The 20,306-nt window shown below is 40.5% G+C and carries 19 protein-coding genes, 2 tRNA genes and 1 pseudogene; 4 read left to right on the top strand and 18 right to left on the bottom strand.

Annotation, left to right across the window (positions count from 1 at the left end; genetic code table 11):
* Positions 1-270: 270 nt before the first annotated feature.
* The 15 genes and pseudogenes from V7K46_RS16975 to V7K46_RS16905 all read right to left on the bottom strand — a co-directional run bounded on the left by V7K46_RS16975 (position 271) and on the right by V7K46_RS16905 (position 12,258).
* Complete coding sequence (locus V7K46_RS16975; protein ID WP_335115086.1) at positions 271-825, bottom strand: NYN domain-containing protein; 555 nt, start codon at positions 823-825, stop codon at positions 271-273.
* A gap of 284 nt (positions 826-1,109) precedes the next feature.
* Positions 1,110-1,484, bottom strand: coding sequence for a hypothetical protein (locus V7K46_RS16970; RefSeq protein WP_335115084.1), 375 nt, complete (start codon positions 1,482-1,484; stop codon positions 1,110-1,112).
* Positions 1,485-1,870: 386 nt separating this feature from the next.
* Positions 1,871-2,104, bottom strand: a complete 234-nt coding sequence (locus tag V7K46_RS16965) for a hypothetical protein (protein ID WP_335115082.1) — start codon at positions 2,102-2,104, stop codon at positions 1,871-1,873.
* A gap of 117 nt (positions 2,105-2,221) precedes the next feature.
* The gene (locus V7K46_RS16960; RefSeq protein ID WP_335115080.1) at positions 2,222-2,821 is read right to left on the bottom strand and encodes a hypothetical protein; all 600 of its coding nucleotides are present in this window, start codon (positions 2,819-2,821) and stop codon (positions 2,222-2,224) included.
* 492 nt (positions 2,822-3,313) lie between these two features.
* A complete protein-coding gene (ppk2, locus tag V7K46_RS16955; RefSeq protein WP_335115078.1) occupies positions 3,314-4,267 on the bottom strand; it encodes a polyphosphate kinase 2 in 954 nt (317 codons plus the stop codon).
* A 331-nt stretch (positions 4,268-4,598) separates the two neighbouring features.
* Positions 4,599-5,111 (bottom strand): hypothetical protein, encoded by a 513-nt coding sequence (locus V7K46_RS16950; RefSeq protein ID WP_335115076.1) that lies wholly within the window; start codon positions 5,109-5,111, stop codon positions 4,599-4,601.
* Positions 5,074-6,021 (bottom strand): DNA adenine methylase, encoded by a 948-nt coding sequence (locus V7K46_RS16945; RefSeq protein ID WP_335115074.1) that lies wholly within the window; start codon positions 6,019-6,021, stop codon positions 5,074-5,076. The genes V7K46_RS16950 and V7K46_RS16945 overlap by 38 nt, the downstream gene beginning before the upstream one ends.
* A 250-nt stretch (positions 6,022-6,271) precedes the next feature.
* Positions 6,272-7,798, bottom strand: a complete 1,527-nt coding sequence (locus tag V7K46_RS16940; protein WP_335115072.1) for a slipin family protein — start codon at positions 7,796-7,798, stop codon at positions 6,272-6,274.
* A 641-nt stretch (positions 7,799-8,439) separates the two neighbouring features.
* Positions 8,440-8,514 (bottom strand) — tRNA-Met (locus tag V7K46_RS16935).
* A tRNA-Met gene (locus V7K46_RS16930) sits at positions 8,514-8,589 on the bottom strand. The genes V7K46_RS16935 and V7K46_RS16930 overlap by 1 nt, the downstream gene beginning before the upstream one ends.
* A gap of 644 nt (positions 8,590-9,233) precedes the next feature.
* A complete protein-coding gene (locus tag V7K46_RS16925; RefSeq protein WP_335115070.1) occupies positions 9,234-9,491 on the bottom strand; it encodes a hypothetical protein in 258 nt (85 codons plus the stop codon).
* A gap of 399 nt (positions 9,492-9,890) precedes the next feature.
* A complete protein-coding gene (locus V7K46_RS16920; RefSeq protein ID WP_335115068.1) occupies positions 9,891-10,469 on the bottom strand; it encodes a hypothetical protein in 579 nt (192 codons plus the stop codon).
* Positions 10,470-10,688: 219 nt separating this feature from the next.
* Positions 10,689-10,913, bottom strand: a pseudogene (locus V7K46_RS16915) (element excision factor XisH family protein); the annotation flags it as partial.
* A gap of 32 nt (positions 10,914-10,945) precedes the next feature.
* A complete protein-coding gene (locus V7K46_RS16910; protein ID WP_335115066.1) occupies positions 10,946-11,077 on the bottom strand; it encodes a hypothetical protein in 132 nt (43 codons plus the stop codon).
* Positions 11,078-11,523: 446 nt separating this feature from the next.
* A complete protein-coding gene (locus V7K46_RS16905; RefSeq protein ID WP_335115064.1) occupies positions 11,524-12,258 on the bottom strand; it encodes an SDR family oxidoreductase in 735 nt (244 codons plus the stop codon).
* An 826-nt stretch (positions 12,259-13,084) separates the two neighbouring features.
* On the opposite strand from V7K46_RS16905, the gene V7K46_RS16900 reads away from it, so the two are divergent.
* Positions 13,085-14,044, top strand: a complete 960-nt coding sequence (locus V7K46_RS16900; RefSeq protein WP_335115062.1) for an orange carotenoid protein N-terminal domain-containing protein — start codon at positions 13,085-13,087, stop codon at positions 14,042-14,044.
* A gap of 250 nt (positions 14,045-14,294) precedes the next feature.
* Here V7K46_RS16900 and V7K46_RS16895 read toward each other — a convergent pair whose 3' ends face one another.
* A complete protein-coding gene (locus V7K46_RS16895) occupies positions 14,295-14,483 on the bottom strand; it encodes a DUF1392 family protein (RefSeq protein WP_335115061.1) in 189 nt (62 codons plus the stop codon).
* Positions 14,484-14,798: 315 nt separating this feature from the next.
* Here V7K46_RS16895 and V7K46_RS16890 point away from each other — a divergent pair, with 315 nt between their 5' ends.
* Both V7K46_RS16890 and V7K46_RS16885 read left to right on the top strand, forming a co-directional pair.
* A complete protein-coding gene (locus tag V7K46_RS16890) occupies positions 14,799-16,994 on the top strand; it encodes a HAMP domain-containing sensor histidine kinase (protein ID WP_335115059.1) in 2,196 nt (731 codons plus the stop codon).
* A gap of 121 nt (positions 16,995-17,115) precedes the next feature.
* Complete coding sequence (locus V7K46_RS16885; RefSeq protein WP_335115057.1) at positions 17,116-17,763, top strand: class I SAM-dependent methyltransferase; 648 nt, start codon at positions 17,116-17,118, stop codon at positions 17,761-17,763.
* Between the two features lie 160 nt (positions 17,764-17,923).
* Here the strand turns inward: V7K46_RS16885 and V7K46_RS16880 are convergent, their stop codons facing one another.
* Positions 17,924-18,721 carry a dienelactone hydrolase family protein gene (locus tag V7K46_RS16880; protein ID WP_335115055.1) on the bottom strand — a complete coding sequence of 266 codons (798 nt, stop codon included), beginning with the start codon at positions 18,719-18,721 and terminating at the stop codon, positions 17,924-17,926.
* 285 nt (positions 18,722-19,006) lie between these two features.
* On the opposite strand from V7K46_RS16880, the gene V7K46_RS16875 reads away from it, so the two are divergent.
* Entirely contained in the window at positions 19,007-19,546 is a 540-nt protein-coding gene (locus V7K46_RS16875) for a DUF2267 domain-containing protein (protein WP_335115053.1), read from the top strand.
* A gap of 108 nt (positions 19,547-19,654) precedes the next feature.
* Here V7K46_RS16875 and V7K46_RS16870 read toward each other — a convergent pair whose 3' ends face one another.
* Positions 19,655-20,026 (bottom strand): hypothetical protein, encoded by a 372-nt coding sequence (locus V7K46_RS16870; protein ID WP_335115051.1) that lies wholly within the window; start codon positions 20,024-20,026, stop codon positions 19,655-19,657.
* Positions 20,027-20,306 lie beyond the last annotated feature (280 nt).

The following is a 20,306-nucleotide window of genomic DNA, read 5'->3' as shown; positions in this document are numbered from 1 at the left end:
GATTTTGCTTGCATTTTGCTCAAAGGAAAACTGTAAAATAAAAGACTATTTTTAATGGCGATTTTTTAGATTAAATAGTGCGATCATTTTTACTCTAAAATAAGCTACTAGGTAGTATAGTAATTGTATAAGATGCGATTCCTTCAACTTTCGTCTGACGTTAAATTGAATCACGGCAAATAATATTTAGAACTGCACTAGAATTTGTTAATTGCCCGCTTTAATATATTGTCATGTTGCTTACTTCTCACCGAGAGAACAGAACTAGGCTCACATAGCCCAACGCTTGTTATTAATAAAGGTTACCTTATTATAAACAGATTCTAATGTTCGGTAAACTCCGTTATTCTCTGCAAATCTTTTCAATAAGCGATTGCAACCTAAATCCCAGCTTACTACCTCGATTTGCCAGCCATGTTTGTGTGCCCGTTCCAACTGTTTAATAAAGCCTTGATCGTTATTGTAACCACTACCATCACCTGTTAGAAGTACTATGACACCTGGTGGGTTTACATCAAGTACCTGATTAGCCATCTGAAGTTGGATGATTTCATCTACAGCAACTTCACCACCACTACTTTGCCCTCGCTCTTGCGTTTTAACATTAATTCCTAAATTTTCAAATCTTTGCCACAGCAGATCACTATGAGGTGGAATAGAACCGCCAACAAAGGCATAATCCACTTTCCGATTATCTACAACAAAATCGAACAGATTGGAAAAGTGAATACGGAAGCTATTTTCATCGCTAGGTTCCTTTTGTTGGCAAACATTTCGACCAACTAACCAAATATTTGAGTTGTCCCAAAAAATATGAATTGACATATATACTAGCTAGCAAGAAATAAAACGAATATAGGTAAACTGACAAGCTATTCTAACTACCTACTTTAGCCGAGTTTTTAGATTCATTCTTACCACTATAATTGGCTAATAAATTCAACTTAATTAAATCATTTTATTAGACTAAATTATAGCGATTCCCTTAACTCGACAATAAGCCACTATAAAACTGGCAAAGTCATAATTTTTGCATAGTATTAGTTGTAGGGTGCGCTGCGCCTTTGCGACAAAGCACCCTACAACTCGGTACAATCGTACTGCTTACTTTATGCTGCAATATCTCCAGCATCTTCAGCCTTCCTTGGTATAATCAAACCAGGCAGTTGTTGATTTTGAATAAGAGTAAGAATATCGCTCCATCCTTCCATTTTAAAAAGGTGAATTGATTTTACATATTTACAGAAAGTCGGAGCATTGCGTTGTAATTCCTGTTGCAGCATAACAATCGGAGCTAGACTATCTTCTTCATTCAATTTTTCTGTATGATATACAGAACCTTCGGGATGCTGCGTGAAGCCACATTTCTTAAGCGCTGTCTTAACCTCTTTACCATAAATATCATTGTTAATCTGGGAATCTGTGTAACCGTCAGTGGTTAATGCTTTACGATCAAGATCAAAGCTAATTGCGTATCTTGGCATTTTTTTATTATCTTTGTAAGTTTTATGATAAGTAATTTACGGTTTTATGCGCTTAAAACTCGCCAATAATAACGAATTTTACTTACCCGCAATACGGTAATTATACTGAATTTTGCCTGCCATCCTTCTGTGGATCACTGACCCTATGACAAAAGTAATATAGGACTCATATTTGATTTTTAAAATATACGTAGGATGCATTAGTAGTAGAATTTTTTTAATCAAATTCTTAAATCTATAGTTCATCTCTTCAATTAGACAAACTCAGCCTGCGATCGTCCCAACTCGACAACATTTAGAGATTGTGTGAAATGCATAATAAGTAGACTGTTGTAGCGATCGCCTCAACTCGACAACACGCCATTGTATATTCATACTAGGTGAAGTTAAGCGATCGCCTCTAACTCAGGAATGTGTTCAGTTTCGTAGTTTTCAATTAAAACACCGATAACTTCCATTAGAGACGCGAGTGGATGCGTCTCGTCTTCACCAACTTGATCAATGAGACAATCGAGGATTTCAACCAAGCGTTCATATTCCTCTTCTGTGTGAGGAACAGAAACGTTTTCGGCAATAGTTGACCAAGCAGTGATGGTTTGATCGAGGTTGAAGCTTTGCATTATTCTTTCCACTTTCCTTGATCGTATTCTAAATGCGTTAACACAGCCCGAATGTAGACTTGTTGGCGGTTGTAATGAGTAGATTCATCCACTTGTGAAAACAAAGTGTTACACAAATTAACTACTGAATTTCTGAACAATTGTCTGTACAATTGCCAAAATGGCTCCTACATTATCCAAGTAATATCTTTGCTTATCAAGCAAAGCCACTTTTTGCGAAAGTTGAAGAAACTGCCATACTTCTCCTGTTGTCACACATCCATACACAGGTATTTCTGTTTGTCCAGATGAACGATTGAATAAATCCGCCGCTACCATTTGCGCGATGCACTGTCCTAACCCAGCTTCAACATCATTTTTCTTCGCTTCCACAACAGTGAGTATTGGGCTACGCAACGGTGGTAAAGGTGGAGCTATTGCTAAAATAAAATCACATTCTCCAATCAAGCCCTGTGCAGGATCAACGTCAAGTCTTTGTCCAGAAAAAATAGCCAAACTATCTTGGCTGAGATCCCGACAGGTTAGTAAAATCGGTACAATAATAAATTCGCTCCGAGCCTTTTCACTAATCAAGGCTAATTGGGTGCGCTTTCCTAAAGTTTCATTTAACCACGAAGGAATAGAAAGAGGTACAAGCTTGGGAAACAGATCGGCTTCTTGGGTGGTGATTCCCAAAATAGCCGCAGCTTTTTCTAGAGTAAAGTCGCTGTACGCCATAGTTTCGCAATGCTTTGAGTATATGACGTTTTTAATAAAAGGGAATTGTTTCTATTTTACCCCTGTTGCAGAGTTGTCTAGGGATTCTGTGTGAAATGCTCCCGAAGTAGTCCGTCGTAGCGATGTCTACAACGGGTTATTCGGCTTGCCCTAACTCGACAACAGACCACTGTATATTTAAAGATGGTGTGTGATATCAAGTTCGGTTAAACACTTATAATATCTGTAGTATACTGTTGTCGCGATGTCTGTTCGGTGACGCGCTAACTCGTTAACACGCCACTGCATATTTAGAGATTGGATGTGAGATGCAACGCCGAAGTAACCTGTCGTAGACATCTCACCACTCACCGAAAACCTCGAAACTGCGATGTCTCAACCGACAAATTTCTGGGCGATCGCAACATTCATAAATAAGGTTTACACAAACTTTTGGGCTTCTGGCTATATTCAATTATTAGCGAGAAGCTGCAACACAACGTCTGATGTTGCTTAATACACTTGAGGGACAAAGAACTGCTCATTGCGGGGGGCGCGAACATAATTCTGTGCCACAGGTCTAGACGGAAGCTCTAAGGGAGGAGGTGTCATATCTTCGTAAGGAACTTTGCTCAACAAATGATGAATGCAGTTGAGCCGCGCCCGTTTTTTATCATCCGCTTCAATCGTAAACCAGGGGGCTTCTGGAATATTCGTGTACGCAAACATGGTATCTTTTGCTTTGGAGAATTCTACCCAGCGATTACGTGATTCCAAATCCATCGGGCTGAGTTTCCAACGCCTTGCTGGATCGTGACTGCGAGAGAGAAAGCGTTGCTCTTGTTCATCATCGCTGACGGAGAACCAATACTTGATTAAAACAATGCCTGAACGTACCAGCATTCGTTCAAATTCCGGGCAAGATTGCATGAATTCTTGATATTCTGCTTCAGTACAAAAATCCATCACCCGTTCAACTCCAGCTCGGTTGTACCAACTGCGATCGAACAGGACAATTTCGCCTGCTGTAGGAAGATGTTGCACGTAGCGCTGAAAATACCACTGAGTTTTCTCACGATCAGAGGGGGTTCCCAAGGCAATTACACGACAGCCACGAGGATTGAGTGGCTCGGAAATGCGTTTAATTACTCCTCCTTTGCCGGCAGCATCGCGCCCTTCAAATATTACGACAACCCGATAGCCAACGTGCTTAATCCAGTATTGCATTTTGACTAACTCAATCTGGAGTTGCTCTAGTTCAGTTTCAAAAGTCTTTTTGGGAATTTTTTTGGCAATAGCTTCAGTGCTAACTTCAAAAATTCCTTTTGATTTTTTAGATTTTTTCTTGTCTTTTGCCTTTGCTAGGTTTTCTATTAAATCTGTAGTGGGTTGAGCTAGACCATTATTTTGCTGGTTTTTAATTTCATCAATTGACATCGCAGTTACTCCATGCCATTGAATTGGCATAATCGCTTATCTGTCAAGTATATATTTTATTGAGTGTAAATATACATCTTCGCAAGTATTACTAGACTAAAAATGTAAAAACTTTATCCATTACCGTTATAGTCAATTTCAATTTTTAATTTAATAGCACAACGAGTATTCAGCTATTAATGTATTACCAGACCATTTATTATCGATGTTCGGTCAATGGGCTTTGTCTGACTTGTTAACCAATAACCATCTCCTGCGATCGCACCAATAGCAACATTCGGATAGATTGTAATTCCGCCTAACTTTGGCTCAGGAGTATTGCTGAGAACCGACTCATTAGGAATTTGAAAGGAAAATGGTATTAGCTGTCACGCTCACATGACCAAGATTTTGCCCGATTAGCTGAACCACAAAGTAACATAAAGCTTTCAGACTCTAGCTCTGGCTCTCCGTCAACTTCAAAAGGAACGCGGTGATCGATTTGCAATTCCCGCTTATCAACTTTCTCCAAGTAGATGAAGCACTTACAGCCATATCTCTTGATCAATTCATCTTTCAACTGTGTGGATAAGCCCGTTCTACCAGATAGCCTAGAAAATCTAGCCTTACTGATATCTCCAAATTTATAAGCAGCTATTCTCCTTCCATCAGTTCCTGTAACGCGGAATGTCTCCAGAGGAATTCCATGTTCCCGAACATCTCTAGCTGGTCTGGGAGGATGATTGTAACCGTACCTTTGTTTCAACTCTTCTGTTGTTACAAAACCATATTGCAAGATATGATCGATAACAGCGTTTGGCCTTTTAGCGGTTACTGACTGACAAAGTTGGATGAAATCATCGGGTAAGTGAGGGTGCTGTTGAGAACTGTCCATGCCGTTCTAGAAGAATAATCTGTTTATGTGCTTCGCTAATATAGCTCTCCAAATCTAAATTGCGATCGCCCGATAAATTTGACGATAAATACAAAGACTCTACTGTAATTTCTTGTCTACCTAATAATGTTGCTTGAGATGAGCGTCCAACTTCAATTTCAATTTTTTTAAGTCCTAATTCTTCAGGGAATTCCTTCCCAAAGGTTTTATTTCCTCGTTTGCCATCATAACTTATTGCAAACATTATTTCCTTTCGATTCAGTTCTTTGATAGCTACAACAAAATCATCGAAATTAATCCCAGAATAATATCTTGAATCTCTATTACCGCATACACCCTGATATGGGGGGTCTATATAGACAAAATCACTATTTCTAACTTCAGCTAGAACATCTTTGTAGTCCAAGTATGTAAATATACACTTTCCCTTAAGAAGCCTAGAAACTCCTTCTATGTTTTTCCTCATCTTCTCAGGTTGGGTTCCCTTTCTCCTTTTATCAGGGCTTTGATTAAAGAACCCTTCAGAGTTATACCGTACAGCACCTTTTACACATCGAGCCAACAAGTATAGAAAAAGCTTTGGATTGTTAGTTTTATTGAATCTTTCTCTGGCTTGATAAAAGTGTTCTACAGAATTATCATGCTGCTCATTCCATATATCAGTATAAGCATTTGCTATTTCATCTGGTTCCTCTACAATAAACTCCAATAGCTCAACCAGAGGTTTATTTAGATCATTAATCCAAAATTTTTGTGAAATTTCTTTATTAGAGACAGCGATACTAATTGCAGCAGTTCCTGAAAATGGCTCTACCAGCCTCTTTACTCTGTTGGGTAGAAATCTGAGAATGTCTGAAGCTAGATTTCTCTTACTACCTTGATATTGAATTGGATGTGGAAGATTAGTCATCTCAAATACAGAACAAATGATCTAGATAACTCTATCACAAGAATTAAGACGGCTAACGGCTCAACAGATTATGTGTGAGATACTAACTTCACAAAAGCAATTACATAAAATCTGTAGGGTGTGTTGTCGCGTAGCGCAACGCACCTCAATAACCGTCATTGCGAGTGAAACGAAGCAATCCCAAAAACCCTGTAATTGCGTCATTTAAAATGACATATTATCGGTAAGCAACCGGACATGATATAATATATCACTGCCGATTAATACTAATCAAGTCTGTCAAAATACTATCCAAGCTGCCGTTAACTTGAATGCGATCAATCTTCTCTGCAATCCGCTCTAACACTTCGAGTTCCTTCAAACGCAATGCGACGGGATTATCCTCCATCACTTTGGCAGTGTTTAGCATACTGCGGGTAGCAGCAGTTTCTTCTCTACGTCTGACTACGTTTGCTTGAGCGGCTTTTTCTGCCTCGACTACTTTGCTCAAGATAGTCTTAATCTCACCAGGTAAAATAATATCTTTCACACCTACAGAATCTACTTCAATTCCATAGTCTGCGGTTTTCTGGCGAATGTATTCAGATATACTTCTATCAATTGCACCTTTATCCTCTAATAAGGTATCTAAGTTGCGTTCGCCGACTGCACCACGCAAAGCAAATTGTAATTCTTTGTATAAGAACCCGGAAATATCTGACAGCCCGTTTTTTGCCCTTAATGGGTCTTGAATGCGGAAGCCAGCCGTCAAATTTAACCGCAGAGGTACTTTATCTTTTGAGAGGATGTCTTGACCGGATACTTCCATATTTTGCAGTCGCAGGTCAATCGTTTCGGTTTGAAAAGAGCGACCAAATAACCACCAAGCATGTACCCCTGGCGATCGCTGCCCTTGAAACTCTTGATTAATGTATACTAGCCCAACGTGCTGGGCAGGAACTTGGCAAATATGCAAACAGTTACGACTGAGCAATTTCACTTCTGTTGAACCCTCAACCAACTCAGCCACTAAGGCAGACTGTAACTGAGCATCAGCGCTGATGTCGATAATTTCTACTTTAACACCCTGCCAAAACAGCTTGCGACTTGTAGGCGACAAAATAGAAATCACTTTACCTCGATACCGCACAATTGCAACTTGCGAAGCCAGTAATTGCACTGCTTCACAGTAGGCAGCAATAAAGTCGGGATGTTTTTCAATGAGTACATCTTCGAGGGGAAAGTCTGGGTTAGGCACAATCCGGCTGAGAGTCTTGACTGTAACATCTCTATCTACCGACCAAAAAGCATACTCTCCTGGTTCTAGAGGTCGCACAAAATTATTTTGCAGATATAGTAAACCAATCTCAGACTCTGAGATTTGGAACTTCTTCAATCCATTCAACGTAACTGAGCGCAATTGCTGCACAAAGGAACCAGGCAATTCCCAGCTTTCTTCCAAGTTGAAGAGATGAGATTCTACCTCAATAAAACCACGCCAAAAAGCTATCAATTTATTTGGTGCAATGCTTACCCAATTCTGACCGTAGCGGACTAACGCAACTTGGTTGAATCCGGTTCTGATAATCAATAAATGTTGTTGCAGTTCAGTCTGATGATTTCGCAACAACAGTTCTAGGTTTTCAATCTGAGCTTGTGGCTGGTTGAGATCGTAGGTTTTGACTTGCCAATGCCAACCAAAATAAGTATGTGTACCGGGCTGCAAAATTTTCTTAAAGTCACTGCGGTGATATAAGATGCCGATTTCGTTAGGTTTGATATAAAATGTTTCCCACATAGTAATTTGCATAAATAATTTGGGCGATACCTTAGGTAAGCTAGGCGATCGCAACCAGCTAAAAAGATTTGATCAAGACATTTATAACCTCGTTTGAACTCAAATACCACCTGCGATGCAAATAGCTGTCTCACAGCTTAAGTATTGGAGTAGACAGAATTTCTCTTGAGATTCTTGGAGTTTAAAACCCTGTAGACACAGACTAAAGGATTGGTTTTATCTGTTTATAATACTATATACTACAAAATATTTTTTTACTCTGCAAGTGCAGGTATTTACAGTTTAAGTGCGGGCAAAAGCTTCTCCAAAGCTGGATTAAGATTGCTGTTAGTTTTACCAGACTGCTCAATGGCAATCTAGAAAAAGATAACTGCGCTCAAATATGCCGTTCGGTTGCCAATCCAGAATCCCTGAAGGAAAACTAGATGTAGGAAACGAAGGGACATACTCAAGTTAGGGAGAAATGCAGTTGCGCTTGCTCCTTGACTGTGACTACCGAACATCACCCTTACAAGTAATGACCGACAGCAGAACACTTGCACCGCAGAGTTGGGAAAATGACGGACTCGAACCGTTTTGGGATTTCTCCCGTACCATATTGGCTACCGTGACGGGGTAGTGTCTTTTGACCCGGACAGGGTTGGTGGAAAGTATAGGAATCGAACCTACAACACATCGATTATGAGTCGATTGCTCTACCAGTGAGCTAACTTCCTGGGGTTTGATACAGGACTCGAACCTGTGACGCATCGATTATGAGTCGATTGCTCTACCAACTGAGCTAATCAAACGATGGTACAGTTTCAAGCACTCGGCGGTATACGCTCATACTAGAGATTGGCGCACCAGTTAGGCATATAGAACCTAAACTATAGCTTTGTAACTTTGTTACTATCCCAGTTCAAATCTAGCACAGGAAAAACTTTGAGCAGCCTTAATATCGGGCTTTGGTGCAGAAATAATTCTTTCTCCACCTGTCTTTTTTGAAATTTTGAAGCGGAGGTGATGTGTAATTGGAGATGTATAACGGCTAGTTGTCAAAAAGCGCAGTTTTCCCAAGCTTATTCCCATTGCAAAGACTATTTCTTCGGCAGTATTATATTCAGCTAAACTATGCAATGATAACTTTGAGTAAAGTCTCATAAAAATGGAAACGAATAGTGGAATAACCAAGCATTTGATAGTATTTGTTAGTCCTTTTAACAAATCGCGCCCAGGATTTCCCATCAACAGCTTAAGCTTGTTGGAGAATCCTGGGCGATCGCACCTGCAACCAAAACATTTGTTAATGATACCAATTTCATAAGTAACTCTCAAATCTTGAGTAAAAAGCTTTTATTTGCCTCCCATTTGACACTCTCCCTACTTTTAGTAGGGAGATGATAAGAAGATTTCGCTTCTTATATCCCAATTGCTTGGGGGGTTTTAAGTGTTTTTATTTGTATACATAATGAGCCGCAACCCACTTGCGACCATGATTTGTTTTTTCCCAATGTCCAGGAACCAAAACTTTCTTTTTCACTGGTGGTGCATAACGCCTAACTTGTGATGGTTTTTTTGCTATTATTTGAGCAGGTCTATTAAGACTGTGGGGATTAACAATAACCTGTAATGCTGATGCTTGCGAAGGAATAGAAGTAACAGCAAATGGTAAAAGAAGGGCTGCACCAGCAAAAATTTGTTTGATATTCATCACTAAATCTCCTTTTGTAAACTGCATGATTAAAGTTCAGTAAACCTTAATCTGGTTAATGTCTCATGTTTATAAGCATAGGAGTTAAAACAGCTATATACTAGTGACTTTTGTCACTAGTGTAATCATGACTTAAGTAATCTCTAATGTCAGGTTTTAAGGTTTGAATCACGAATGAACCTTTTCCTGTCAATGCTATATACTGCTGAAGGGTAGATAAAAATGGCTATGATGCTTATATAATAAGCCTCATAGCTAAATGGCACTAATAAAAGCAAAAACGCTGACACTTATTTATACTGGTTCTTAACTAAATATTGTCTGACTTAAATCGCAACATATTGCGTATAAAAATCACCAGTCTTGGATAGATATGAATTATCCCTACTTCCTTGTAGTTCAGTCTGGGAAAGCCAAACCAGTCATTGGATCACGGATATACAACCCTAATGTGAGACTACGCATCACTTCATCCCAAATGGGTATTAGCGGCTCTGCTTGATCTACCCAATAATCGAATGTAATCAAGCACTGAACATTCGACCCCAAACCAATGCAAGTCCGGGAAAAAGCTTCCCGTGGTTCTTCCTGAGTGTCAATAAACTTCATCTCTGTCCAAACAATCCTAGCGGTTTGGCGCTTGATGGTAAAAATTTCTCCCTTGGCAATGACGTTGCGACTGTCGTCTTCCATGATTTTCTTCAATGTGGATTTTAGCGGAAACTGGCTCCAGTCGTTGGGTGGCAGACGATTAAAAGATACTTCCAGACAGCAATCATCGTTGGGCGGTTTTTGATCGAGGAACTTGAATGATTTTTCTTGTGGCTCAAAAACCCAATTCTGGGGAACATTGAAGCGAACAGCGCCTCGATCTGCGACAAAAATTTTGTAGCCTGATGGAGATTCCCAGCGATGGTCAGGTTTTAGTTCAAGCGTTTCTTTAATCCACTGGAGATTGCTTTTCTTACGCTTTGCCATAGTGTTTTTGCTTTCTCTGTTGAAGAGGGCGTAGGCGTTAGCCCGTCGTAGACATCGCTTAGATTTGGGTCGTAGGCGATGTCTACGACCGGCTGTTCGGCATCGCTCACTTTGTTAATATTATCAAATTGCTTGAGATTATGGTGCATTGCGCCTTTGCAATATATATACCTAATAAATAGGAAAATCTATGGCAAGACGATAGCTAAGAAATTGTCACAAAGCAGCATAAAAATCAGTAATTGCGGAAGGATTGAGAAAGCTTTTGATTTCAACGGCTATTTTTTCATCTGCTCTTTAGGCTGCTAATACCCGCTCTGCACCTAAATCAATTTGAAAGTTGACATTTCCAAATTTAAGCTTTAGTAGGTCGTCTGTAACCACCCAGTTTTCTTTTTCAAGAGCCTGCTTGACTGTTTCGTGGAAAATATCTTTCGCAGACATCGCCAGAATCTAAAAACCGCTTTCCCGTTTTTCTATGATACCGCGTTACCGATTGTGCGATCGCTTAGATTTGGGTCGTAGGCGATGTCTACGATGGGCTGTTCGGCATCGCCCACTTTGTTAATGGTCTTGCTAGTAGTAGGGTGCGTTGTCGCAAGACGCAACGCACCTTAGAAGAGGAATGCGATCGCACTGAGCCAACAATACGGTTGAGTGGCTGCAAGTAACAGTCTTGATGATTGATAAGATAATTTTTGCCTCATGCAAAGGCGCAAACAGGCAAAGAATCTACTTTTAGCCTTGTTCAAAAATATCAATTCATCCCGCAAATATGCAACTCCCAAGTAACCTGTGCATACACACCTAGATATCTCGACAGTCCGCTCCAAAAAAGCGTTATGCTGCTGCGTTATTCTCCGTCAGTTTTGACTCAGAACAACAACTTATCGTAAAAAGAGAAAGCTGCATTACGTGGTTTTAATTTTCGGAATTTAGGTTTATTCATCATCTGGCAAATAGCTCTGACAGCGTAACATAATTTGCTGATTCTCCAGCGATCGCAAATGAAATAAGTTTTTCTTTAAAGAAGCTGGTATCCAATCCTTTAAAATTAATAAGGGCTGGCGGTGGGGCGCACAATGATTTCGCTAACATCAACGTCGTTAGGTTGTTCGATCGCAAATGCGATCGCTCTAGCAATAGCCTCTGGTGGAATAGCAATCTGCCGGAAATCCTGCATTCCCCGACGCGCCTCGCTATCCGAAATACTATCGGCCAGTTCTGACTCCGTTACTCCAGGGGAAATCACCGTTACCCGGATGTCGCTGACTTCCTGGCGCAGTCCCTCCGAAATAGCACCCACTGCAAACTTCGTAGCACAGTAAACGGCTGCGGTGGGGCTTACTGCATGTCCACCGATTGATGATATGTTGATGAATTGACCAAATCCCTGTTCTTTCATAATTGGTAATCCAGCAGCAATACCATGTAGGACACCTCGAATGTTTACGTCGATCATCCGATTCCATTCGTCAACCTTGAGGGCTTCCAGTTTTGAAAGCGGCATGACGCCTGCATTGTTCACAATTACGTCGATGCGGCCGAACGTCTTTTGAGCGAATCCAACAAATTCCTCCATATCATTGCGTTGCGTGACATCCAATTGCTTATAATGCGCTGAACCACCCTCGTTGCCAATTGCCGTCACAAGAGTTTCGAGGCGATCGGTACGACGCGCACCTAACACGACATGTGCGCCTCTGCTAGCGAGTAAGCGGGCGCTAGCTTCACCGATGCCACTGCTTGCACCCGTAATTAAAACGACTTTCTTCTCAATTTCTGACATGTGTAATCTTTTTTATTGTTTAGGTTACGGAAATTGCCCATATATTACCCTAATTGAGACGGAAGCTTTTTAATGTAAAGAATATTAAGCTTAATTTGGCAAATCAGTTTAAGTGTTTCTTTAATCTACAAGAGATTATTTTTTAGGCTTTGGGATAGTGTTTTTGCTGCTATATAAATACTATACAAGTATAAACCTTTATTTCTTACTTCATAAGGAGCAATTATTGTCACATCATAGTTTGACCCCAACTCGGCAGCCAAAAGATTGAGCTAGAGCTATTCCCTAACCAAACGGCGATCGCAAAAAATTTGTAAGTTGCGTCTTACTAATAAACGAACCGAAGGCTTGCATTAGACGGATTTCACTTTATTTAACCTCACCTCCGGCTAGAGATAAATCTGCTGCAAGACATACAGTAATTAAATAAACAAAGTTGAGCAATTACCAAATTGTATTTTATTGCTAAAAAAGTCTAAAAGGCAGATCTATTTATCTATATAGATAGATGCTATATAGATAAATATCTACCTGAAGAAAGATATGCTTTTCAAAATCAAAATTTTATTAGACTATAAATTTGAAAAATAAATAGTGGATATACATTTCATTCAATGATATTCATCAGATAAATCTTATAAATCTTAGTCTTTTGTTAACGTTTACCAGTTATGATGCCAGAGTAGTGAATGATAATGATTCGGATTTAGATATCTAGGGATAATTGTGTCATCCAGGAAAAATGTCCTAGATTTATCCTCTAAGCTGCAAAATTGTTGCCGAAAGCAACTACTGAATAGGTAAATCTTTCTTGAAGGTAATAAGCATGAATTATACTATCGAGTCCGCACGCAATATTTTCTCTAACACTCAAGTGGCAGATGCTGTTCCAGCCACCACAGCAATGTTTGCTGAACTCAACATTGACGATCAACTGGCATTTCTCTGGTATGCCTACGCTGAATTAGGTCGTACAATTACTCCGGCTGCTCCCGGAAAAGCAAATCTCCAATTAATGGAAGGTATATTCAACCAAATTAAGCAGATGTCTCATGATGAACAAACACAATTAATGAGAGATTTAGCAAGTAATGCTGATACTCCTATCAGCCGTTCCTATGCATACTTTGGTGTCAACGCTAAATTGGGATTCTGGTGGCAGTTAGGAGAGTGGATGAAAGAGGGTATCGTCGCTCCCATGCCAGTTGGCTATCAAATGTCAACTCAAGTTAAAGCAGTGTTACAAGCAGTTCAGAGAATCGATCAAAGTCAGCAAATTACTGTACTACGCAATACTGTAGTAAATATGGGGTTCGATCCGTCTCTGGCTAAGGACAAACAGGCGCAAGTCATAAACTTTAAGTTCCCACGTGCATCCCTAAGTCCCCAATTTACTATTGAGGGAGTGACAGCACCGACAGTGCTGAAATACATTGAAGCCATGAATGCAGATAACTTTGAAGCTGCTGTTGCTTTATTTGCTAACAACGGAGCGCTGCAACCACCCTTCCAAAAACCAATTGTTGGTCGAGAAGCGATCACTTCCTACCTACGAGATGAGGGACAAGGGTTAGTGATGAAGCCAACCAAAGGCGTCTCGGAAACTATAGAAGATGGTTATACACAGCATAAAATTACTGGTACCGTTGAAACTCCTTGGTTTGGAGGTAATGTTGGCATGAACATTGCTTGGCGATTTTTACTCGATCCTCAAGGTCAAATTTACTTCGTGGCTATTGACTTACTTGCTTCTCCCAAAGAACTGCTTAACCTAACTCGCAAGTAAAACTTCTTTGCTCTGTTAATACAAAAGCAATTGCGCTTATCTAAGATGATGTTTTAAAAAGGTTTTTTGCTCTCATAGTTAGCAAAGCATTGCATCTTAGTACATAGCTAAAACCTTAATTTGGCGTTGTACTTAACCCAGTGCAGAACTGCAAAATTATAACTTTCGGGACTTTTAAAACATCCTCTAAGCCCCATGAGGATCATCAACTAAAATCTCAATCAATGCTCGGTTCACCTAGAACCGAGCTTTAGTCAAATGTAGGCAAACTAGTGTAAATTGGCTGTTCACTCAAATCAACGTCAACCACGTCCCCCAATTCAAAGGCTGGAGTAGAAACAGTGAAATTTTCTAATACATTTATTGTCTGAAATTTTCCTGAAGCCAAGTAGAGCGTTTCACCACAGCAAACAATCGCATAAATCCATGTCGTCTTCATGTGTTAGATAAAAATCTTCATTTGAACTATTTTTATATTTTTCAAGAAGCTCAAAGGTTTTTGGTGTAAACGGGCACTCTGGATGTAGTGTAACTTCTGTCATCTTTCTGGAGACTGTTAACTGAAATAACTATTGTGACAAATTGCTTACTGGGTTTGGGTTAAAGGTTTTTTTACCCTTTTCTCCAAAACCCGACAAGTATTGCAGCTATAGCTGCCTTTAACTTGACAAAAAAATTTAAACAAAGGTGAGTATGTGGGCATCTTGGGAACTATAGAAGCAAATCAAATTAGCACAACTTCCAGTTTCCAGCAATGAAGACTCACTATCCTAGCAAAGGTAAAGCGTTCCCATTACAGATTGTTCTTATTATTCCCTTCGTTATCCAAATTTTTGGAGCAGTCAGTTTAGTGGGTTATTTGTCCTTTAAAAATGGACAAAGAGCAGTTAACGATTTAGCAGAACAGTTGATAGATCGCACCACCGATGTAGTGAATGAACACCTGAAGTCTTATCTTTCCATTCCGCAAACCCTTAATCAAATCAACGCAGATGCCATCCGCAGGGGAATTTTAGATGTGCGCGATCGCAAAATCCTTGGCAAGTATTTCTGGGATCAGATGCAGGTTTATGACTTGACTTATATTGGTATTGGACTAACAACGGGTGAGGGGCTGGGAGCCGCTCGTTATGATGGCAAGACAATCACGATTGATGATTGGACTGCCAAGCTGACCAATAATACTTCCACTTATGCCACAGATAATCAAGGTAATCGAACTCAAGTCAATGCTCGATGGAATTGGAACAATTTCAGTGAATCTTGGTATACCCAACCCATCGCCGCTGGTAAACCTATTTGGGCAAAGATTTATACTGCAAATCTTCCAACGGGCCCCTACATCAGCGCTTCTGCCAGTCGTCCGATCTATGATTCGCAAAATCGCTTACTAGGAATGATTGCAACGGATATTCACCTGCTCAAACTCAGCGATTTTTTACGCAGTTTAAATATTAGTAAGTCTGGGCAGGTGTTCCTTTTGGAGCGGGATGGCACATTAATCGCCAGTTCTGGTACAGAGAAGCCTTTTGTCCTCGTTAATCAAGAGATCCGGCGATTGCGGGCGATCGATAGTTCTGACTCAATCATACAGAACATTGCCAAACACCTCCAAACCTCCGGGTTTGGGTCTATCACCCAAGACACAGATTTTCAACTTGAGGTGCAAGGAAAACGGCATTTTGTCGATGTCCTACCTTGGCGTGACAAATATGGCTTGAATTGGCTGATGGTAGTGACTGTGCCAGAAAACACATTTATGGAGCAAATTAACGCCAACACGCGCACCACACTCGCGCTTTGTTTTGGTGCATTGGTCGTTGCCTCGGTGATGGGCGTGTTTACCTCCCATTGGATTGTACGCCCGATTCTGCGCCTAAATAGGGCAAGTGAGGCAATGGCATCTGGCAATTTAGATCAAAGAGTAGAAACTAGCGTTGTTCAAGAACTTAATACCCTTTCCAACTCTTTCAACCACATGGCAGGACAACTGCACGAATCGTTTGCTGCCTTAGAGAAAAGTAAGGAAGAACTAGAAGATCGGGTAGAAGATCGCACTACTGAACTCAAAAATGCATTAGGGGAATTGCAGCGCACTCAAGCTCAAGTTATTCAAAGTGAAAAAATGTCTAGTCTGGGACAACTAGTTGCTGGAGTCGCACACGAAATTAATAATCCAGTCAACTTTATTCATGGCAATCTTGTCCATGTGCAGGAATATACCCAGGATTTATTAGCATTTGTGCAGTTGTATCAGCAGTATGATTCCAACCCTGCCCCTGAAATTCAAACTGCTGCTGAAGACATGGATTTGGAGTTTTTGCAGGAAGACTTACCAAAAATGTTGTCTTCCATGAAAGTGGGCACCGATCGCATTCGCCAAATTGTCCTGTCGCTGCGAAACTTCTCCCGCATCGACGAAGCAGAATTCAAAAGCGTCGATATTCATGAAGGCATCGACAGTACCTTGATGATTTTACAACATCGCCTCAAAGTTAAACCAGAACAACCGGAAATTGAGGTGATCAAAGATTACGGCACTATACCCCTAGTAGAATGCTATGCCGGACAACTCAACCAGGTGTTTATGAATATTTTAGTAAATGCGATTGATGCGTTAGAAGAAAATAATGCCTTGCGTACCTATCAGGAGATCCAAGACAATCCCAGTCGAATTAAGATTCGCACATCGGTGGTTAATTCAACGTGGTTAGAAGTGGCGATCGCTGATAACGGAGTCGGTATTTCCAAAGAATTTCAGCAACGAATATTCGATCCCTTTTTCACCACCAAACCGATTGGCAAAGGAACCGGAATGGGTATGTCAATCAGCTACCAAATTATCACAGAAAAACATGGCGGCAAACTGGAGTGCTTCTCAACTCCTGGAGAAGGAACCGAATTTATCATTCAGGTTCCTCTAGAGTTAAAAGTTGATGGAGTGGTTTAACTTGATACTGATTTTGAATTGTCAAGTTCTCTAAGTAGTAGTACATACAAAGTTTGAACGATAACAGATTATACCGTTAAACAGATAGTTAAAATCAATAGTCCTATTTGTTAACAAACCTATGCAGATAAATCAGGTGATTGAAACCTACGATCAGGGAGCAGTGGATTATGACGCAATTATGAGACGTTACTGGCACATTGAGCGCGAACCCCTAATTGCTTCTTTACAGCTCAAGCCAGGACAAACCGTACTAGATGCTGCGGTAGGAACAGGTCTTAATCTTTCAGCCTACCCTGAAGGGGTGCATGTCGTCGGTGTTGATCTTTCTCATAAGATGCTGGATGAAGCAGGTAAAAAACGTGTATCCGCAGACATCACCTTCAAGGTATCGAATCTTTGCAATCTTGATTTTCCTGATAATAGTTTTGATGCAGTAGCGTCGGGATTCACCCTCTGTGTCGTTGACGATCCAGTTCTTGCTCTTAAGGAAATGCTACGAGTTACTAAGCCTGGTGCATTTATTGCCATTCTCGATTACTGCAAATCGCAAGATCCAGAGATTCAGAAATGGCAAGAATTAATAGCTGATCCAGCTTCACAGCTAGGCTTCCCGACTGGCAAAATCAAATGGGATGCATTGATGGATTATGACGAATTGATTTACAACAGTAAGCTGACCATTGAAGTGCTTGTGGACGATCGCATCGAAAGCCCAAATCCGTTTTCATGTGGTTGTCAATTACTGCTTAAAAACTCAAAAGGTTAAAGCTAACAGTAGGGGCGCAAGGCCTTGTGCCCCTATCGATGGATGTTTTTTTACTGGAAGTCCCTTAAGTCCTCACTACGATCCGCTACACGAACAAAATCAGCACTGAAGTCCTGACTACGAACATATTTGAAGGAAGGTTGATTAGCCTGAAATCAGATCACAAGTTATTTTGAAACAGTTCTAGAACATGCTTCCAAGCGTCAGGAGCAGCTTCGGGATTGTAACTTGGGTTCTGCTCTAAGAATGGGTACTTATCTTTGAAGAATCCGGCGAAGAATCCGTGTCCTGCATCGTATCGGAATACACGATGATTTATGTTATGTTTCTTTAATTTCGCCTCAATTTGCTCGTTTTCCTCTTGGGAAACTAACGCATCTCTTGTACCAAAAAACGCATAGATAGTACCTTTAATCTCCGAGGTGCGATTAATGGTTGGAGTGTCTTCACCATAACTAGCAGTGGTAATCCCACCACCGTAGAAGGAAGCTGTTGCTTTGATATCGGGTAAAGTTGCAGCTATGTAAGCAACATGACCGCCAAAACAGAAACCAATAACCCCGATCGCATCATCTTTGACATTGGGTAAAGTTTTTAGGTAGGTAATGGCAGCTTGAATATCACTGAGTATTTCCTGATATTTTACTTGTTGATAGTATTGCAAGCCAAGGCGATAGCTTTCTGGGCTATAGCCAACATCTTCAGGGCTAAAGTCAGCCTCAAAACCGGGAGCAATACGTTGATACAGCGCGGGTGCTATTGCTACGTATCCTTGTTTAGCGATTAGTTCAGTAATATCTCGAATATTACTGTTGATTCCAAAAATTTCTGGAAAAACTATAACCGCGCCAAAGGTTCCCTTTTGTGCTGGTTGAGCTAAGTAAGCATCGATTTCTAAGCCATTGTTAGGTACTTTGACTTTTGTGGTGTTAATTTCGATGTTTGTCGTTTCTACCATCTTTATTTTGGCTGATTTTATACCAACTCATCTACTTTGACTGTTTTTCGACACAGATGGGCGATGTCTACAACGGGCAAAAATACCAGGAGTATTGCTCTACTCAATGAATGGAAATCGCTTACCCTTAAGCATAACTTTGCTACTGTGAACAGCTCAGATAAATTTCTAACTTTTGAATAGGTGGTATTTCAAACTTCTGGATGATGCTAAGGGTTTTTGATTTGTGCAATCTTACATAAAGTTAGCATAAAGACTCAATATTAAGAAGCACAAGAAAAAACAATGCCTGATGAATCATTTAGAACAAACGTTCCAGAAATTGACCCAACGGAAATTGAAGATTCTCGAACTGTAATCCCCGACGAACATCGTTCGTTTCTAGAAAAAGTCCAGGTGAAAGCCGGATTTGCAGACCCCTATGACGCAAGAGACTTTACCGAAGTTGTGTTTCGCGTGATGCGCGACGTAATGACGACAGAAGCTAGCGATCGCGTCGAGGCAGAACTACATACAGAGGCTATACCTACTGATGAGAAAGCACTCCAGTTTGAAGTGTCTGATCTCTGGAAAGATACCAATCCAATTGTGGGATTTTTGAGCCGGGTTCGTCCACCCTGGAAAGGCCCAGGTATCTTCAATATCGATTCTGATCGCTTCCTGTTCCGAGTTGCTAATGAAAGCGGAATGCCGCGATCAGTCGAGCGAGAACAAGCGGTTAAAGCGGTGTTTTCTGCCACCAAAGACGAACTTTCCGAAGAGCGGATTCAGGAAATTGCTAGCTGGCTACCTGACTATGTACGTCAGCTTTGGGAACAGGCTTAATTAGAAGGCTATAAAAAGTAAAGTCTGTTTGTGAGTAATCATCACAAACAGGCTTTTTTATTATAGGTTTACTGATTCACAACCATTAATGTGAGTTTATTTAGACAATCACTCCGCAAGCTTGATCATTTGGTTGACTACCGCGCGTGCTTTCCGTCGATAATCTGACTTGCGTGTTCCACCAGCCATCCCGTACTCATCACTATTTTTGCCATAGCGAGATGCAACACTCAGCAGCATATGCTCAGAATAAGTATTCAACGCACGTTCTGCTTCTTCTAATGCATTCTGCGTCTTATCCATTATTGTTCGTGTTTGATTATGGGCAGCTAGCTTCTCTCGTAACTCATGAATCATGGTATTATAAGTAGCTATTGACAATCCATTGCCAAAGTCTAAGTCAGCGTTAATCGTCTGCAATCCTTCAATGCGTCGTTCAGCTTTGGTCAGTGCGATCGAGTTTCGTCTCCGTTGCGCCATAAAGTTTTCCTTTTTGGATTAATTTAATATAGAGAACTCTGATAGTGTTTTACACTGAATTCTTTATATACCATAAAATACGCAATAAGCGGATGCATCAGCCTGAGTGAAGCTACAGAACTTTTAGAGCATGGTACACAAGATAAATGCAGGTATATTTGCTGAAATTTGTTGAGATTAATAGGTTTAGAAGTTCAAAACTCGATTTAGAAGTTCAAAACTCGATTTAGAAGTTCAAAACTCGATTTAGAAGTTCAAAACTCGATTTAGAAGTTCAAAA

Source organism: Nostoc sp., from assembly GCF_036917395.1.
Classification (GTDB): Bacteria; Cyanobacteriota; Cyanobacteriia; order Cyanobacteriales; family Nostocaceae; genus Nostoc.
This window is presented reverse-complemented; position numbering and strand designations above follow the sequence as displayed.

What these genes read in the sequence shown, in the direction of transcription:
- V7K46_RS16945 (WP_335115074.1), bottom strand. Translation starts at nt 6,021, where the DNA reads ATGACTAATCTTCCACATCCAATTCAATATCAAGGTAGTAAGAGAAAT.
- V7K46_RS16975 (WP_335115086.1), bottom strand. Translation starts at nt 825, where the DNA reads ATGTCAATTCATATTTTTTGGGACAACTCAAATATTTGGTTAGTTGGT.
- ppk2 (WP_335115078.1), bottom strand. Translation starts at nt 4,267, where the DNA reads ATGCCAATTCAATGGCATGGAGTAACTGCGATGTCAATTGATGAAATT.
- V7K46_RS16890 (WP_335115059.1), top strand. Translation starts at nt 14,799, where the DNA reads ATGAAGACTCACTATCCTAGCAAAGGTAAAGCGTTCCCATTACAGATT.
- V7K46_RS16970 (WP_335115084.1), bottom strand. Translation starts at nt 1,484, where the DNA reads ATGCCAAGATACGCAATTAGCTTTGATCTTGATCGTAAAGCATTAACC.
- V7K46_RS16905 (WP_335115064.1), bottom strand. Translation starts at nt 12,258, where the DNA reads ATGTCAGAAATTGAGAAGAAAGTCGTTTTAATTACGGGTGCAAGCAGT.
- V7K46_RS16965 (WP_335115082.1), bottom strand. Translation starts at nt 2,104, where the DNA reads ATGCAAAGCTTCAACCTCGATCAAACCATCACTGCTTGGTCAACTATT.
- V7K46_RS16900 (WP_335115062.1), top strand. Translation starts at nt 13,085, where the DNA reads ATGAATTATACTATCGAGTCCGCACGCAATATTTTCTCTAACACTCAA.
- V7K46_RS16885 (WP_335115057.1), top strand. Translation starts at nt 17,116, where the DNA reads ATGCAGATAAATCAGGTGATTGAAACCTACGATCAGGGAGCAGTGGAT.
- V7K46_RS16880 (WP_335115055.1), bottom strand. Translation starts at nt 18,721, where the DNA reads ATGGTAGAAACGACAAACATCGAAATTAACACCACAAAAGTCAAAGTA.
- V7K46_RS16960 (WP_335115080.1), bottom strand. Translation starts at nt 2,821, where the DNA reads ATGGCGTACAGCGACTTTACTCTAGAAAAAGCTGCGGCTATTTTGGGA.
- V7K46_RS16940 (WP_335115072.1), bottom strand. Translation starts at nt 7,798, where the DNA reads ATGTGGGAAACATTTTATATCAAACCTAACGAAATCGGCATCTTATAT.
- V7K46_RS16895 (WP_335115061.1), bottom strand. Translation starts at nt 14,483, where the DNA reads ATGAAGACGACATGGATTTATGCGATTGTTTGCTGTGGTGAAACGCTC.
- V7K46_RS16875 (WP_335115053.1), top strand. Translation starts at nt 19,007, where the DNA reads ATGCCTGATGAATCATTTAGAACAAACGTTCCAGAAATTGACCCAACG.
- V7K46_RS16925 (WP_335115070.1), bottom strand. Translation starts at nt 9,491, where the DNA reads ATGAATATCAAACAAATTTTTGCTGGTGCAGCCCTTCTTTTACCATTT.
- V7K46_RS16950 (WP_335115076.1), bottom strand. Translation starts at nt 5,111, where the DNA reads ATGGACAGTTCTCAACAGCACCCTCACTTACCCGATGATTTCATCCAA.
- V7K46_RS16870 (WP_335115051.1), bottom strand. Translation starts at nt 20,026, where the DNA reads ATGGCGCAACGGAGACGAAACTCGATCGCACTGACCAAAGCTGAACGA.
- V7K46_RS16920 (WP_335115068.1), bottom strand. Translation starts at nt 10,469, where the DNA reads ATGGCAAAGCGTAAGAAAAGCAATCTCCAGTGGATTAAAGAAACGCTT.